The sequence below is a fragment of the Aestuariicoccus sp. MJ-SS9 genome (genome assembly GCF_032586235.1).
GTDB lineage: Bacteria > Pseudomonadota > Alphaproteobacteria > Rhodobacterales > Rhodobacteraceae > Aestuariicoccus.
Window position 1 is genome coordinate 1 of the sequence record NZ_JAWHTD010000064.1, and the last position, 16,064, is coordinate 16,064.

The 16,064-nt window shown below is 66.2% G+C and carries 14 protein-coding genes and 1 tRNA gene; 2 read left to right on the forward strand and 13 right to left on the reverse strand.

Going from position 1 to position 16,064, the window contains the following annotated elements:
* Positions 1-57 precede the first annotated feature (57 nt).
* Complete coding sequence (locus tag RXV88_RS21765) at positions 58-861, reverse strand: tyrosine-type recombinase/integrase (protein ID WP_316295700.1); 804 nt, start codon at positions 859-861, stop codon at positions 58-60.
* Positions 862-1,087: 226 nt separating this feature from the next.
* Between RXV88_RS21765 and RXV88_RS21770 the strand changes: the two genes are divergently transcribed.
* Positions 1,088-2,281, forward strand: coding sequence for a hypothetical protein (locus tag RXV88_RS21770; RefSeq protein WP_316295701.1), 1,194 nt, complete (start codon positions 1,088-1,090; stop codon positions 2,279-2,281).
* A gap of 22 nt (positions 2,282-2,303) precedes the next feature.
* On the opposite strand, the gene RXV88_RS21775 is transcribed toward RXV88_RS21770, so the two are convergent.
* The 6 genes from RXV88_RS21775 to RXV88_RS21800 all read right to left on the reverse strand — a co-directional run bounded on the left by RXV88_RS21775 (position 2,304) and on the right by RXV88_RS21800 (position 7,219).
* Positions 2,304-3,590 carry a TRAP transporter large permease gene (locus tag RXV88_RS21775; protein WP_316295702.1) on the reverse strand — a complete coding sequence of 429 codons (1,287 nt, stop codon included), beginning with the start codon at positions 3,588-3,590 and terminating at the stop codon, positions 2,304-2,306.
* Positions 3,587-4,135 carry a TRAP transporter small permease gene (locus RXV88_RS21780; RefSeq protein WP_316295703.1) on the reverse strand — a complete coding sequence of 183 codons (549 nt, stop codon included), beginning with the start codon at positions 4,133-4,135 and terminating at the stop codon, positions 3,587-3,589. The genes RXV88_RS21775 and RXV88_RS21780 overlap by 4 nt, the downstream gene beginning before the upstream one ends.
* 34 nt (positions 4,136-4,169) lie before the next feature.
* Positions 4,170-5,204, reverse strand: a complete 1,035-nt coding sequence (locus RXV88_RS21785; protein ID WP_316295705.1) for a TRAP transporter substrate-binding protein — start codon at positions 5,202-5,204, stop codon at positions 4,170-4,172.
* Positions 5,205-5,244: 40 nt separating this feature from the next.
* Positions 5,245-6,060 carry a putative hydro-lyase gene (locus RXV88_RS21790; RefSeq protein ID WP_316295707.1) on the reverse strand — a complete coding sequence of 272 codons (816 nt, stop codon included), beginning with the start codon at positions 6,058-6,060 and terminating at the stop codon, positions 5,245-5,247.
* 102 nt (positions 6,061-6,162) lie between these two features.
* Positions 6,163-7,044, reverse strand: coding sequence for a LysR family transcriptional regulator (locus tag RXV88_RS21795; RefSeq protein ID WP_316295708.1), 882 nt, complete (start codon positions 7,042-7,044; stop codon positions 6,163-6,165).
* A 100-nt stretch (positions 7,045-7,144) separates the two neighbouring features.
* Positions 7,145-7,219 (reverse strand) — tRNA-Gly (locus tag RXV88_RS21800).
* Between the two features lie 147 nt (positions 7,220-7,366).
* Here RXV88_RS21800 and RXV88_RS21805 point away from each other — a divergent pair.
* Positions 7,367-9,037, forward strand: a complete 1,671-nt coding sequence (locus RXV88_RS21805; RefSeq protein ID WP_316295709.1) for a thiamine pyrophosphate-dependent enzyme — start codon at positions 7,367-7,369, stop codon at positions 9,035-9,037.
* A 10-nt stretch (positions 9,038-9,047) separates the two neighbouring features.
* On the opposite strand, the gene RXV88_RS21810 is transcribed toward RXV88_RS21805, so the two are convergent.
* The 6 genes from RXV88_RS21810 to RXV88_RS21835 all read right to left on the reverse strand — a co-directional run bounded on the left by RXV88_RS21810 (position 9,048) and on the right by RXV88_RS21835 (position 15,880).
* Positions 9,048-10,241: a pyridoxal phosphate-dependent aminotransferase gene (locus tag RXV88_RS21810; protein WP_316295711.1), complete on the reverse strand. Its 1,194-nt coding sequence runs from the start codon at positions 10,239-10,241 to the stop codon at positions 9,048-9,050.
* 10 nt (positions 10,242-10,251) lie between these two features.
* Complete coding sequence (locus RXV88_RS21815) at positions 10,252-11,004, reverse strand: hypothetical protein (protein WP_316295712.1); 753 nt, start codon at positions 11,002-11,004, stop codon at positions 10,252-10,254.
* Positions 11,001-13,430: an ATP-binding protein gene (locus RXV88_RS21820; protein ID WP_316295714.1), complete on the reverse strand. Its 2,430-nt coding sequence runs from the start codon at positions 13,428-13,430 to the stop codon at positions 11,001-11,003. The genes RXV88_RS21815 and RXV88_RS21820 overlap by 4 nt, the downstream gene beginning before the upstream one ends.
* A 113-nt stretch (positions 13,431-13,543) precedes the next feature.
* On the reverse strand, positions 13,544-14,182 hold the full coding sequence (locus RXV88_RS21825; RefSeq protein ID WP_316295716.1) for an aspartate/glutamate racemase family protein: 639 nt from the start codon (positions 14,180-14,182) through the stop codon (positions 13,544-13,546).
* Positions 14,183-14,185: 3 nt separating this feature from the next.
* Positions 14,186-15,022 carry an ABC transporter permease gene (locus tag RXV88_RS21830; protein ID WP_316295717.1) on the reverse strand — a complete coding sequence of 279 codons (837 nt, stop codon included), beginning with the start codon at positions 15,020-15,022 and terminating at the stop codon, positions 14,186-14,188.
* A gap of 3 nt (positions 15,023-15,025) precedes the next feature.
* A complete protein-coding gene (locus tag RXV88_RS21835) occupies positions 15,026-15,880 on the reverse strand; it encodes an ABC transporter permease (protein ID WP_316295718.1) in 855 nt (284 codons plus the stop codon).
* Between the last annotated feature and the right edge of the window lie 184 nt (positions 15,881-16,064).

Consider the following 16,064-nt stretch of genomic DNA (forward strand, 5'->3'; position numbering starts at 1 on the left):
CGAGATCATCCGCGTGGCATGATCTCAGCGGGGAAAGGGGCAATCACGCCTCAAGCCCTAGTTCTGCAACAACGCCCGGTGCGCGTGTCCGTTCTTGGTCCGCTCAGGAGGCAACGCCATCACGCCATCCACGACTTCATCCCACGTCAGGCCGAATACCTCGCTCTTCCGGCATCCTGTTAGCACGAGCGTTCGCACCAGAGCGCCTGTAGGTGTTGGCATCCGTTCCGCCGCTTGCAGCACCGCCCGAAGTTCGTCAGAGGACAAAACCCGTTCTCGCGGTTTGAGTCCAGCCGGTGCAGGAACTGCGGTGAGTGGATTGAGCTCAAGATGCCCTTTGCGCACCGCGTGGTTCAGCACAGCTTTGAGAACCTTATGAAGCAGCACCGCTGAACCAGTCGTGCCTTTCGCCTGAACGCCATCAATGACGCTCGTGAAGTCGGCGCGGCGCAATCTCGCCAGTGGCGTAAGTGCCAGCTGCTTTGGCACGTGCGTCCAGATGTTCCGATACGTTCTTGTCGTTGACGGGCGGCGATGAATAAGGTGTGTGTTTTGATAGTTGTCGTAGGCGTCTTGCAGCGTCACGCTTGGGGCGGAGAACGGCGTATCGCCGGTGAGCACCTTCGCTTGCAGCTCGCGAACGATCTTCCGCGCCGTGTCGATCCCCATTTGACTGCACCGCCCAAGAGTCTTCCGCTTCTTGCGTCGCGTGATAGGGTCTCTGAACTGGTAAACGAACGCTTTGGTACCACCAGGTGATAGGCGCACAGCCAGCCCTGGTGTATCCTCATCGTTGACGAACGTCTGACGACCTTTCGGCGGTTCCATTCTTGCGATGCTGGCATTGGTCAGTCGGGTCATTTCAGCGTCTCCTTGGTCAAAAAGTATCCAAACAGTGCGCGTTTGACCCGGTAGGTCGTGCGGTTCGGCCGTAGTGCGTGTGGTTGGTTGCGGCGTGTTACGGCGCTGATATCAAACAGCTTTATCGGCGTAACGCCGTATTCATCGGGGGTTAGCTGGGTGGCAATGCCAAAACGTCTTGTTAACCGGTGCTTTTTACGGTTCCAAAAGTCTCGGAGGTCGGATCTTGTCGCAGAATACCTTATGGATCCGGTTAACGGCCTCCGAAGGGGCGCCGCATCGGGTCGCCCATGCAGAATTCGTGCGCCCCGGGATCAAGCACCGGGTCGCGCCCGTGGCGCCGTCCTGTCTGCACGACGTGTTTTCGCCCGCGGCCGCCAGCTTTGTCAGCAAGCAGATCCAGAGGACGAATGCGGTGCGCGGTGTTCTGAGCACGCCGGATTTCGAAGGGCAGATCGACGGGATGCGGTTCTGCGGCATGTCCGTCTCGCTCGAAAAGCGCCCGCTCCTGCGGCTGGGCAACCTGGGGGGCGAGCCGTCGGCGCTGTTCAACAGAAAGGTCTGGGCGCCGTACCCCAAGCGGCACGCCGTCACCGACATCGCGCAGGACAGCCTGCAGGATATTCTGATACCCGCGCTCAACCTCGCCTATACGCTGAAACATATCAGGTCCGTTCCGGACCTGCCGGCGGTGCCGGTGCGGGCGGGCCATCTGCGCCGCCGCGTGGCGCTGTTCGACGCACGCATGGACGAGCTGCGCAGCTTCGTGATGCGCGAAGACGGGCAGGTGCCGATGATCATGGGCGGGCAGGCGATCACTCAGGCGACGCCGGTCCCGGCCCGTGGTGATGCGGCGCGCGACGAGATGGTGTCGTATGTCATGCGCGGCGAAAACGACCGGTGGTCCGTCGCGTCGGTGGTCTGCGACACCGGGTTCCTGTCGCACAAGGTCATCTTCAAGCCCGGCGTCGCGCTGGAGGATGTCTTTGGCCCCGCCGTGGGGCGGCGGCTGGCGGACCGGCTGACCACCGGCGACGACGAGGCGGGTGTGCTGAGCGAACCGGATTTCGTCTGTTGCGACACCGCCTTTGCCGCCTTCGGCCTGCGGGTGCTGGTACACTCTGCCCGGCGGCCCGGCGACAGAGCGATGATCCGGCTCCGGCGGGTCTATGGCGTGCCGGAGCCGCTGCGCGCGGTGGGGCCCTGGCCGGTGCACGATTTTCCGGTGATCGGCCCGTCGCCGCAATCGCTGATCGAACATTGCCGTTCGGCCATCGACTGGGCGCGCATCCTCATCGGCGTGGCCGATCACGCGCATCATCTGTCGGCTGAATTCCTCGACCTCGCGGCCGAGCGGCTCAGCTTCGAGGTCGATCTGGTCAAGCGCAACATCGTCACGCTCAGCGCCATCGCGGCCTGAGCAGGGCCGCCTCCGGCGGACGTTATTGCTGCAGCGCGTCCGGCAGGAAGAGGGCGATCTGCGGGAAGGCGATCAACAGCCCGGCCATGGCCAGCATCGCGAGGGCGTAGGGAATGGCGCCCAGCATCACCTCGGACATCCGCCCCGATTTCCGAGCGCCCTGCACCACGTAAAGGTTCAGGCCCACCGGCGGGGTGATCAGCGCCATCTCGATCAGCACGATCATCAGGATGCCGAACCAGATCGGATCGAAACCCTGTTCGACCACCAGCGGCACGATGATCGGGATCGTCACCACCATCAGCGACAGCGTTTCGATGAAGAAGCCCAGCACGATGTAGATGCACACGACGACAAGGATCGTCATCAGCGGCGACAGCCCGAGCGAGCCCAGGAAGTCCTGCAATTCGCGGCCCAGACCGGCCGAGGCCAGCGTGAAGTTCAGGAAGGACGCGCCGATCACCACCAGCATGATCATCGAGGTGATCTTGACGGTGCCAAGGATCGCCTCGCCGAACATCTTGATGCTGACCCCGCCAAAGGCGGCGGCGATGGCGATGGCGCCTGCCACGCCCACGGCGGCGGCCTCGGTCGGGGTGGCCCAGCCTTTGTAGATCGTGCCGATGATGATCGTGAAGAGCAGGAAGATCGGCAAGAGCTGGCCCAGAGCGCGCAGCATCTCGGGGAAGGGGAAGACCCGGCGCACCCCGCCCAGCGACGGGCGGATGGTGCAGATGATCGCGGTGATCACCATGAACCCCAGCGCCAGCGCCAGCCCCGGCACCAGCCCGGCCAGAAACAGCCGCGGGATCGAGGTCTGGGTCAGAAAGCCGTAGACGATCAGGTTGATCGACGGCGGAATGAGAATGCCCAGCGTGCCGCCCGCAGCGATGGCGCCGGAAAAGAGCTTGGGGTCATAGCCCAGCTTTTCGGCCTGCGGCATGGCCACGGTGGCCACCGTGGCCGCGGTGGCGACGGACGAGCCCGAGGTGGCCGAAAACATCGTCGCCGTGGCGACGTTTGCGTGCACCAGCCCGCCGGGCAGCCAGCTGACCCAGCGGTCGAGCGCGGCATAGGTGCGCGTGGCGATGCCCGAGCGCACCAGGATCTCGCCCAGTAGCACAAAGAACGGAATGGCGATCAGCGTGGCGTTGTTCGAGGTGGACCACACCAGGTTGCCCAGCCCCTTGATCAGCGGGAACGGGCTGAAGAACGTGTCGATGCCGAAGCCCAGCAGGAACAGCACGATCCCTACCGGGATCGAGAGGCTCAGCAGCGCCAGAAGGCCGACGGAAACAGAGGTGATCACAGTGCGGCCTCCTCTTCGCCGAAGGTGCCGATGGCGGCCTCGGAGGCGGCGTAATCCTTTTGCGCCACCAGCATCAGCGCCGCGATGAAGGTCAGCCAGGCCATGGCGGCGAACCAGATCCAGCCTGCCATCCAGGGCGCCTGCACCAGCGCCAGCGGTGTTTCAAGCGGCGTGTTGGCGCGCGAGGAATTGGTCAGCGACCGTTCCAGCACCGGCCAGCAGCGGACCGCTATGAGGGTGATCGTGACCGACAGCACCAGCATCGACAAAAGATCGAACAGCGCCCGCCCGCGTGCGCCGACGCGGCTGCGCAGCAGATCGATGCGGACATGCCCCAGTTCCAGCAGCGCAAAGCCCATCCCCCAGGAGGTGGCGATGGCCATGACATAGCCGCTGATCTCGTCGGTGCCCCCGAACGAGGCCCCGACCTGGCGCAGAACGATATCCGCCAGAACGAACGCGGCGCAGAGCAGCAGCAGTATCCCCACCAGGATCGCCACCCAGTGGTTGAGCTTGCGCAACGTGTTCAGCATCGAATGTGCCATGTCGGGGCCTTTCTTTCAGGTCTTCAGGTCAGCTTCAGTTGATCTTGACGCCGACCACTTCGCCGACCGACGCGTTCCAGCGCTGGGCCCAGTCGGCGCCGGCGCGTTCGGCCCACTCGGGCAGAACTTCGTTCACCAGCACGTCGCGGGCCTTGGCGAAATCGGCGTCGGACACCTCAACCAGGGTCATGTCGCGGGCCTCGCCTGCGGGGCAGTCGCCGTTGCCGGTCAGGCAGGCGATGTCGTTGACCAGCGCGTCCTGCGCCACGGCCCAGGCCGGGTCTTCGAACTCGGTCTTGATCTGGTCGGCGATCAGCGCCTGGGTGTCGGCGTCGAGGCTCATCCACTTGTCCATGTTCATCGCGGTCACGACGCTGTCCCAGCCACCCAGCGGGATCGGCAGCAGATGCGTCGACACTTCCCACCAGCCGGCGGAATAGCCCGACCCGGCGCCGGTTACGGCGCAGTCGACCACGCCCTTCTGCAGCGCGCCTGGCACTTCCGAAAAGCTGACGTTCACACCCTCGGCGCCGAGCGCCTCGAGGAATTTGGCGGTCATCCGGCCCGAGGCGCGGACCTTCTTGCCCGCCAGATCGTCGAGCCCGGCGATCTCGGCGTTGCAGAAGACGACCTGCGGCGGATAGGGCGCGATGGCCAGAACGTGGCTGTTGAAGCGGTCATGGTAGATGTCGGTCACCATCGGGCGGGCGGCGTCGACCATGGCGCGGGCCTCGTCGGCGGTCAGCGCCACCAGCGGCACGTCGAGGCCCTCCAGCTCGGGCGCGTCGGCCACGGCGTAATCGGCCACGGTCATCGCCACGTCATAAACCCCGTCGCCCAGCAGGCGATAGACGTCGCCCAGGCCCAGGTTCATCTGGTTGTGCGTGGTCAGCGCCACGTTGATGTTGCCGCCCGACGCTGCGGGCAGGGTTTCGGACCAGAACGGCGCCTCGAACTGCTTGTGCAGCGGCAGGCCGGACCAGCTGCCGACGACCGACAGGTCTTCGGCGAGAACCGGGGTGGCCAGGGCTGTGGTTGCGGCCAGGATGCTTGTCAGAGTGCGTTTCATGTCATCTCTCCTTGTTGGATAAGTCGTTGTATTCAGGTGTTCAGGCGGGCAGCACGGGGGTTTCCGCGTCTTCCGCAATGTCGGTGATCAGCATGTGACCGGGGGTATGGGTGATGCAGAGCGGCAGCCGGGCGTTCTCGATCGCTACCTGCGGGGTCACGCCGCAGGCCCAGAAAACGGGGACGTGCCCCTCGGGCACCGGCGCAGGATCGCCCCAGTCGGGGGCCGAGACGTCGGCGATGCCGATCCCGGCGGGATCGCCCCAATGTACCGGGCCGCCGTGCGCCAGCGGGAACTGTCGCGAGATCTCGATCGTGCGGGCAAGCTGGTCCTCGGGGATGGCGCGCATGCTGACGACCATCCGGCCCGAGAACGGTCCCGCGGGCACCGTGTCGCGGTTCGAGCGGAACATCGGAACGGTCGTGTTGTTGTCGATGTGCCAAATCGGGATCCCGGCCTCTTGCAGCGCATGTTCGAACGTGAACGAGCACCCCAGCGCAAAGGCGACCATGTCGTCGGTCCAGAGATCGCGGATATCCGTCACGCGCCCGTCCAGCACGCCGTCGCGATAGATGTTGTAGGCGGGCACGTCGGTGCGGATGTCGATATCGCGGCCCAGGTTGAACAGGATCGGGTTGCCAGTGTCGGACACGCCGACCAGCGGGCAGGGCTTGGGATTGCGCTGGCAATAGCGCATGAAGTCCAGCGCATAGGCCTCGGGCATGATTGCCAGATTGGCCTGAAGGCATCCCGTCCCCAGACCCGCCGTGTGCGATCTATAGCGCCCCTCGCGGATCGCCATCCGCACATCGGGCAATGTGGCGCGTCTGAGCGTTTCGTAATCGGTGTTCTGCATGGTACCCCCGTCCATGACAGCGTGGACCGAGACGGGTATCAACGCAAATCGAATGATTTTGTCACTTCTGATCGAGATTTTTTATCGATCGCGGAGCCACCCTCACCGCGGATCGAACTGCGTCGCCACCTCCAGCGCGGCGCGGGCGGCGGTTTCGATCATGTGGCTCTTGGGCTCGCCCAGGTAGGAGGCCGAAAAGCTGAGGGGCGCGGGCACCCAGCCCGGGTCGAACTCGCGTATCCGGCCCTCGGCCACCAGCGGCGCGCCAAGCGCCCGGGGCAGGGCGGCGACGCCCATGTCGGCCTCGACCAGCCGGAAACAGGCCGAGAGCGACGAGGACGGAAAGATCGAAACACCCGGCCCGACCTTTTCCAGCAAGAGCTCCTTGAGCTCGCGGTAGGGGCGGGTGTGGCGCGCATAGGTCAGCACCGGGCGCGATCCGATGGCGGTCTCGTTCCGGGCCCCGGCGGCGCAGTACCAGGCCAGATCGAAGCCCGGCAAGTCGATGTTGTCGACGGAATATTCCGAAATCGGCCCCAGCAGAATCGCCAGGTCGATCTCGCGCCCCAACAGCCCGGCGCGCAGGTTCATCGAGATGTCGACGATCAGCTCGATCTGCAGCGACGGATAGATGTTGTGCAGCCGCGCCACGAGGTCGGGCAGCCAGCATTGCGCGATGGTTTCCGACACGCCCAGCCGCAGCGTCCCCTCCAGTCCGGCGGGATCGACAATGTCCTTGTGCACCAGCTCGGACAGGTGCTCGAACTGCTCGGCATGATGCAAAAGCATCTCGCCCCGCTTGGTCAGCCGCATGCCCCCGCCCGTCCGGTCGAACAGAGGGCAGCCCATGGTTTCCTCAAGATTGCGGATCCGCGCGGTCACCGCGGGCTGCGTGAGGTTCAGACCGACCGACGCCTTGCGCACGCCGCCCAGCCGCACGACGGCCAGAAAGGTGCTCAGCTGATCGAGGTTGATTCTGCTCATGGTGTCATGGAGGGCCGTTTTCGGCCCGAGAACAAGCCTGCTGTCAGCCGGACGGCCCCGGAACAACGCCCGATCTGTCATGCCACCGATGAGGAGAAATTGGAGCGGGCGATGAGATTCGAACTCACGACCCTTACCTTGGCAAGGTAATGCTCTACCCCTGAGCTACGCCCGCTCACTGCGTGGCGCGGGGTTACGACGTCCGGCCCCGGGGCGCAAGCAGAATTTTCGCGGCGCGGGGGGGCGTTTCGGCGGATGGAACCCGCGCGCGGGATGGCGTAACACTGGGCGGGCAGATCGGGGGAAAGAAGGGATCCGGACCATGCGCAACGGCGGTCAGCTTTTGGTGGAATGTCTTGTCGCGCTCGGAGCGACGAAGAGCTTCGGCGTGCCGGGGGAAAGCTATCTGGCCGTGCTGGATGCGCTGCACGACACCGCCGGAAAGCTCGATTTCGTGCTCTGCCGGAACGAGGGGGGCGCGGCCTTCATGGCGGCGGCCTGGGGCAAGCTGACCGGACAGCCCGGCATCTGCCTGGTCACGCGCGGGCCGGGGGCCACCAATGCCTCGATCGGGGTGCATACGGCGATGCAGGACAGCGCGCCGATGATCCTGTTCGTCGGCCAGGTCGGCACCGACATGAAAGGCCGCGAGGCGTTTCAGGAGCTCGATTACCGCGCTGTCTTTGGCACCATGGCGAAATGGGCGGTCGAGATCGACGCGGTGGAGCGTATTCCCGAAATCCTCGCCCGCGCGTGGAAGACCGCCGTGACCGGGCGGCCCGGCCCGGTGGTCGTGGCCCTGCCCGAGGACATGCTGACCAGCCTGACGGACGCGCCCGCCCTGACCGGCCCGGCGCGCTATCCCGAACCCGAACCCGCCGCTGCCGCCGTTGAGGCCGCGCGCGACATCCTTGCGGCGGCCGAGCGCCCGTTGATCCTGTACGGCGGCTGCAACTGGACGGACCAAGGCAGCGCCGCGCTGCAACGCTTTGCCGAAGGCTCGGACATCCCCGTGGTGTCGGTCTTCCGCTATCAGGACCAGTACGACAACCGCTCGCCCACCTTCTGCGGCGAGGCGGGGGTCGGCATGGTGACCTGGGTCAAACGGCTGATCTCCGAGGCCGATGTGATCCTGGCGGTCAACAACCGCTTCGGCGAAAACTCGACCGAGGGCTATACGCTCTTGTCCGTGCCGCAGCCCCGGCAGCGGCTGATCCACGTGCATGGCTCAGACCAAGAGCTGGGCAAGGTCTACCAGCCAGAACTGGGCATTCAGGCCGGGCCCAACGCCTTTGCCACGGCGCTTGCGGCGGGCGGCCCGGTCGCGGGCGATTGGTCCGCGTGGCGGGCCGAGGGCAGGGCGGCGTTCGAGGCGGGCTTCGATCTGCCCGATCTGCCGTCGCCGGTGGACATGGGCAAGGTCACGGCGCATCTGCGCGACGTGCTGCCCGAGGACGTGATCCTGACCAACGGCGCGGGCAATTTCGCGGTCTGGCCCAACAAGTTCTTCAGCTTCGGCCCCAAGGCGCGGCTGCTGGCCCCGCAATCGGGCGCGATGGGCTACGGCGTGCCCGCCGCCATCGCCGCCAAGGTGGCCGATCCGGCGCGGACCGTGGTGTGCTTTGCCGGGGACGGCGATTTCCAGATGACCAGTCAGGAGCTTGCCACCGCCGCGCAGGCAGGCGCGCAGCCGATCATCCTGATCCTCAACAACGGCATCTACGGCACGATCCGCGCCCATCAGGAACGCCACTACCCGGCGCGGGTGTCCGGCACGACCATGCTCAGCCCCGATTTCGCGGCGCTGGCGCAGGCCTACGGCTTCCACGGCGAGCGGGTCGAGAGGACCGAGGATTTCGCCGCCGCCTTCGACCGCGCGCTGGCCTCGGACACGGGCGCGGTGCTGGATCTGGTGATCTCGCCCGAGGCGCTGACCCCGCGCATGTCGCTGTCCCAGATGCGCGACGCAGCGCTGGCGCGGAATGGGGCGTAAACCCGGGGGGTCAGACCCCGAAATGCGCCTCGATCCGGTCGAAGGCGAGGTTTATGGTATCGTCCCCGACGCAATAGGCCATGCGCACATGATGTTCGCCTGACGGCCCAAAGGCGCTGCCCGGGGTGACGGTGACGTGCGCGGCGTTCAGCAGATCGTGGGCAAACCGGACAGAGCTTTCATGCGCCGCCACGATGCGCGGAAAGACGTAATAGGCGCCCTGCGGTTTCTGGTACTGAAACACATGCGGCACCCGGTCGAGCCTTTCGCAGATCAGCGCGCGGCGGCGGGCGAGGATGGCTTGGAAGTCGTCCAGATGGCTGCGCGGCCCCGCCAGCGCGGCGAGGGCGGCGATCTGGCTGATGCGCGGGGTGCAGATCATCGTCAGATCGTGGATCTTGGTGGTCTCCGCCAGCAAGGCGGGCGGCACGATCATGTAGCCCGCGCGCCAGCCGCTCATGGCGTAGGCCTTTGAAAAGGTGAAGAGATAGGCGATGTGATCGGCGAACTCCGGGTCCGACGCGAGGTTGTGGTAAAGCGCCTCGTTTTCATAGGTGAAATGGCTGTAGGGATCGTCGAGCACGATCAGAACGCCCCTGTCGCGGGCAATGCGCGCCGCCGCGCGCAGCGTGTCGCGCGACAGGATCGCGCCGGTGGGGTTCGACGGCGTGACGAGGACGATCGCCTTGGTGCGCGGCCCGATCAGCGCGGGCAACGCGTCGATGTCCAGCGCCCAGCCGTTGCCTTCGTCCATTGCCCAGAACACCGGCGGGCCGCCGCAAAAGCGGATCTGGCTGATGTGCGACACGAAACCGGGGTCGGTGACGATCACCTCGTCGCCGGGGTCGACGATGGCCTGAAAGAGCGTCTGCAGCCCCTCCATATTGCCGGCGGTGATCTGCACGCGGGTCTCGGGATCGACGCTTTGACCGGTGCGGCGGGCGTGTTCGCGCGCCACCGCCGCGCGCAGTTCGGGCAGGCCGGCGGGCAGGGCGTACATGCCCGCCGCAGGGTCTTCGTCCAGCGCGCGGGCCACCGCCGCGCGGATCGGTTCGGGCGTGCGGAACGACGGCAGGCCCCAGGCGAGCGACGCAGCGCCGGGCACTCTGGCGCTGAGGATCGACATTTCCTTGATCGCCGACATGGCCAGTTCGTGCGAGCGGCGGGCGATCAACGGGTCCGGGGCGGGGGGTGTCGGGGTCATGGCAGGGGTCTCATGCGTCTTCCGGGGCGGGCGGGATCTGGGTGCTGTGCGCGATCGAGGCCTCGCCCTGTGCCGCCCCCAGCACCACCAACGGGCAGCGCGCCGCCGACAGCAGCTGACGCAGCTGGTCGTGGGTGCGCAAAGGCCCGGCGGAAAGGTCGAGCACCACCGCAGCGGCGCTGATCCGGCCGATCCGGGCCAGCATCTCGGGTTCGGTGGCGAAGTGTTCCTGCCCGGCCTCGGGCCCAAGCGACAGCGCCACGAGGTCGGTGTGCAGCATCCCCGCCAGATCCTGCGCCAGATCGGGCGCCGCAGACCGGCCCGCCCCGGGCGGCGCGATCAGCACGACGCGGCCCCGGCGGCGGTGGATTTCGCGATGGCCCAGTAGCAGGATGTCCCAGCCCTTGGCCGCACCGCACACGCCGCCGATCAGATCGCCGTGGCAGCGTTCGAACGACCATTTCCGCATCCGCGCCCGCGCCAGCCCCGAAAGCCGTTCGCGGAAGGCGCGGGCGTCGCTTTCGAACAGCGTGCGTACCTGCCGCCGCGACGGGGCCACCAGCAGCGCGCCGCCCGAGGTCACCACGCGCTGGCCCGGCAGATCGACGATGCCGCTCAGAACCGTCTCTTCGACCAGCAGACCGCCCAGATCGCCGGCCAGCGTCTCGGCCAGGCGGTCGGCCAGCCGCAACGCCGCCTGCGCGTCGGCAAAGCTGCCCGCGCCGATCAGCAGCCGCCGGGGTGGTTTGTCAGGCGTGCTCATGCGCCGGACCCGTCGCCGTTGCGCCCGGGTGGCCGGGCAAAGGCGCGGCGGGTCTCGGCAAAGCCGCGCAGCCGCGCCTCGACCCGCGCATTGACCGAGCCCTCGGGAAAGCGCCCGTCCGCCCCGCGTGCGCCCGCCTCGGTCCCGGTCAGCAACGCGATGCCGTCGTCGATGGTCGCGACCGGGATCACCCGGAATTTGCCCTCTTTGGCTGCGTCGATCACCTTGTCGCGCAGCATCAGGTGCGGCACGTTCGACGCCGGGATCAGCACGCCCTGATCGCCGGTCAGCCCGCGCGCGGCGCAGGTGTCGAAGAAACCCTCGATCTTTTCGTTGACCCCGCCGATGGCCTGCACCTCGCCGGTCTGGTTGACCGACCCGGTGACCGCCAGCCCCTGCCGGATCGGCAGGTCCGAGAGCGCCGAAAGCAGCGCGTAAAGCTCGGCCGACGAGGCGCTGTCGCCCTCGATGCCGCCGTAGCTTTGCTCGAACACCAGGCTTGCGTGCAGCGAAAACGGCACATCCAGCGCATAGGTCGAGGTCAGATAGCCCGAAAGGATCATCACACCCTTGGAATGCAGCGGCCCGCCCAGTTCGACCTCGCGCTCGATATCCACCAGCTTGCCGCTGCCCATCCGCGTCCGCGCAGTGATGCGCGAGGGGCGGCCAAAGCTGTAATCGCCCAGCCCGATGACCGACAGCCCGTTGATCTGGCCGACCTTTTCGCCCTCGGTGTCGATCAGGATGGTCTTGCGGGCGATCGCCTCTTGCATGCGGTCCTTGATCCGCGCCGCGCGGCGGTCTTTTTCGGTCACGGCCCGGTCGATGTCCTGATCCCCGATCTCGTCCGCGCCGCGGCGCGCGGCGTAATGGTCGGCCTCGCGGGCCACGTCGAAAAGCGCCTCGAGCCGCAGCGACAGCTTTTCGCTGTCATCGGCCAGCCGCGTCGCCTCGTCCAAGAGCCGCGCCACGCAAGCCGCCGTCATCGGGCGCAGCCCTTCCCGCAGGGCAAAGCCGCCCACCAGCCGCGCGAAATCCGCCAAAGTGTCGTCGGAGCGGTCGACCACATCCTCGAAATCCGCCTGAAGCTTGAACAATTCGCCGAATTCCGGGTCGAGCATCACCAAAAGCGCATGCAGCATCCGGTCGCCGACCAGCACCACCCGCAGATCGAGCGGGATCGGGTCCGGTTCCAGCGACGTGGTGGACACGAGGCTCAGCATATCCGCCATCGAGGTGATGGTGATCTTGCGGTTCTTCAGGCAGCGTTTCAGCGCATCCCAGGCGAAAGGCTCGGTCAGGATGCGGCGGGCGTCCAGCACCAGATAGCCGCCATTGGCGCGGTGCAGCGCGCCGGGGCGGATCATGGTGAAGTTCGTGACCAGCGATCCCATATGCGAGACATGCTCGATCCGACCCGTCACCCGGTCGAGATTGGGCAGATCCTCGGTCACCACCGGCGCGCCGGCGCTGCCCTGGGTGTCGTGCGAGACCATGACGTTGATCACATAGCGGTCGAAGGCCGGTTCGCGGTGAAACTTGCGCACCGCCTCGGGGAAGGGGCCGTCGCCCGACGGGGCCGCCGCCTGCAGGAACAATTCGGCGTTGGCGATGATGTCCTTGCGCACGGTCTCGAGGTACTCGGCCACCGCCGCGATGCCGGTCAGCGCCTTATCGACCTCGGCCACCCGGGCCGAGACCGCGCGTTCGGCCATCGCCGCATTCAGTTCCTCGACCCGCTTGCGGTGCTCCTTTTCCAGCTTGGGGGCCTGGCGCAGGACGACCGCCAGGTCCTCCTGCAGGCGCGAGACCTTTTCGTCGATCCGGTCCTGCTCGTCCTTGTCGAGCTTCTGGTATTCCTCGGCCTTGACCAGCTTGCCGTCGCGGATCGCCGTCAGCATGTAGCCCATCGGGGTGCGCAGCAGAGCCACATCCTCGGCCTTGGCGCGGTCGGCGAATTCGGTCATCGCCGCCTCTTGCCGTTCGCCCAGCTCCTGCTCGATGGCGCGACGCTGGGTCTGGTATTCCTCGGACTCGAATAGCGCGGGGATGTCGTTGGCCAGATCGTCCACCAGGTTCTGCATCGTGGCCCTGAGCAGCTGCGCGGTGCCCGCGGGCAGGCGGATCGCGCGGGGTTTGTGCGGCACCTCGAAATTGTTGACGTAAACCCAGTCGGGCGGCAGGTCGCGGCTTGCCGCGCGTTCGGCCAGCAGGTCGCGCACGGCGGTGTGCCGCCCGGTCCCGGTCGGCCCGAGCACGAAGAGGTTGAAATCCCGGTGCGGCATTTCCGAGGACAGCCGGATCGCCTCCAGCGCCCGCGATTGCCCGATCAGCCCGGTCTCGTCGCCCAGATCGCGGGTCGATGTAAACGGCAGCTTTGCGGGATCGCAGCGCCGCCGCAATTGATCGGGGGGCAGTCCGTCCATCCTGTCGCCTTTCCGTCCGTCTCATACGGATGATCGAGGACAGTGTGACGGAGGGACCCGCCCGGCGGGATGACATTAATCAACGGAGGCGCGCGGGTTCTGGGATTCGGGCCCTAATCCGAAAACGCCCGGCAGAGCCGCGCCGCCGCCGTCACCCCGTCAAGCACGGGGCACCCCAGGGCGCGCGAGACCTCGGCGCGGATGGTGACCGCCCCGGCGCATCCCAGGATGACCAGCGACGGCGCAGGGTCGAGCGCGCGCGCGGCGGCGATGAACCCCCGGGCGGCCTCTGCCGGGCTGTGCTCCAGCGCGAGCACCGGCACGTTCGCCGCATGTACCCCCGTCACCAGATGCGCAAAGCCCGAGGCGGCGATATTGCCCTCGATCACCGGCACCGCTGCCGCCACCGTGGTGATCACGGTGACGCGGTCGGCCAGCAGACCGGCCATGACAAAGCTCGACTGGCCGATGCCGATCACCGGGCAGGCGGCGATGGCGCGGGCCTCGGCCAGGCCGGTGTCGTCGAAACAGGCGATCACGATGGCCGAGGCCCCGCCGTCCGACGCCTTTTGCACCAGCTCCAGCAGCGGCGGCACCGCGCGCCGCCCGTCCGCCTCGCCCTCGATCGCCGGCGGCCCCTTGGCCGAGGTCCAGCCCTCGAACGTCAGCCCGGGCGAGGTACGGCGCGCGGCCGCAAGCGCGCTTTGCGTCATCTCTTCGGTGCTGTTGGGGTTGATCAGAACGATGGCCATCGCTCAGACCAGCCCCGATCCGGCGTCCGAACTGCGGTCCTTGCGGCGCGACATCAGCCAGACGGCAAGGAAGAACACCGCGATGATGACCAAGGAAAAGAGCGTCGTCAGCGTCCCCAGCGCAAAGATCACCGGCGTCGTGACATTGGTCGTCATCCCAAAGATCTCCAGCGGCAGGGTGTTATAGCTGCCCGCCGTCAGCAGCGTGCGCGCGAATTCGTCATAGCTCAGCGTAAAGCCGAAAAGCGCGACCCCCAAGAGCGACGGCGCGATGATCGGCAGCACCACATACGCGAAGGTCTGCCAGGGCGTCGCCCCCAGATCGCGCGCGGCCTCCTCATAGCTTTTGTCGAAGCGGTTGAAGACCGCGAACATGATCAGCAGGCCGAAGGGCAGCGTCCAGGTCAGCTGCGACCCGAAACCGGAGGTGGCCCAATGCACCTTGAACCCCAGCTGGTTGAAGATCAGCCCGACCCCGAGCGAGATCAGGATCGACGGGATCACCAGCGACGCGATGGTCAGGTAAAAGAGCACCGTCGCCCCGGCAAACCGCTTGCGAAAGGCCAGCCCCCCCAGCACCGACACCACCACCGTCGTCACCATCACCATCAGCCCCAGCGCGAAAGAGCGGCGGAAACTGCCCCAGATGTCGCCCACCGCCTGTTCTTCGAAAAGATCGCGGAACCAGTGCAGCGACACCCCGTTCATCGGAAAGGTCAGCCCGCCCTGCGGCCCCTGAAAGCTGAGGATCCCGATGGTCAGGATCGGCCCGTAAAGGAACAGCACGAACAGCCCGAAGAAGGCGGCCAGGACATAGAAACTGCGGCTGCGCTTTTCCATCGCTCAAAGCTCCTTTCGGATGTCGACGAGGCGCAGAAGAAGCGCGATCACGATCAGCACCGTGATCAACAGCACCACCGCCGTCGCCGCCGCCGAAGGGTATTGCAAGAGACTGATATCGTTGGAAATCAGCCGCCCCACATTGGCCCGCTGCGAACCCGACATGAAGCGCACGGTGATGAAATCGCCCATCACCAGCGTGGTCACAAAGATCGTGCCGATCATGATCCCCGGCTTGCACAAGGGCACGATCACGTTCCACAGCGTCTGAACCCCGTTCGCCCCGCAATCGCGCGCCGCCTCGATCAGCGACCGGTCGATGCGCATCATCGAGTTGAAGATCGGCACCACCATGAACAGCGTGTAAAGATGAACAAAGGCCAGGATCACGCTGAAATCGCTGAACAAAAGCCATTCCAGGGGCTCGTCGATCACACCCCAGCTCAGCAGCGTCGAATTGGCGATCCCGTTGCGCCCCAGAAACGGGATCCAGCTGATCATCCGGATGATATTCGAGGTCCAGAACGGGATCGTGCACAGCAGGAAAAGCGCGATCTGCCATTTCAGGTTGCGCACTTCGAAGGCCAGGAAATACGCCACCGTAAAGCCGATCGCCAAGGTCAGTGCCCAGGTGATCGCGGCATATTTAAAGGTGTTGAAGAACACCGTATAAGTCACTGAAGATCCGAACAGAAATTCGTAATTGTCGAACTGGAACGCCGGGTAGATCGAATATTCCGTCGCCCCCCAGAAACTGACGATCACGATCATCACGATCGGTGCCACCAGGAACCCCAGCAGCACCACCGCCAGCGGCGCCGCCTGCACCCATCCGGCCAGTTGACGGCTCATACCCATGCGCGGTCCTGCCTCTTCACGATCTTCTTCTTGGCAAAAATACTCTCGGGGGGTCTGGGGGGCAGAAGGCCCCCCAGCCGGGGGGGGGGGCGCCCGCCCGCCCCCCCCCCCCCCCCCCCCCCCCACAACAACCAGCCCATACCGGCCACGCAACAGTTGACGGGCAAAACCCCGAGGCCGACCC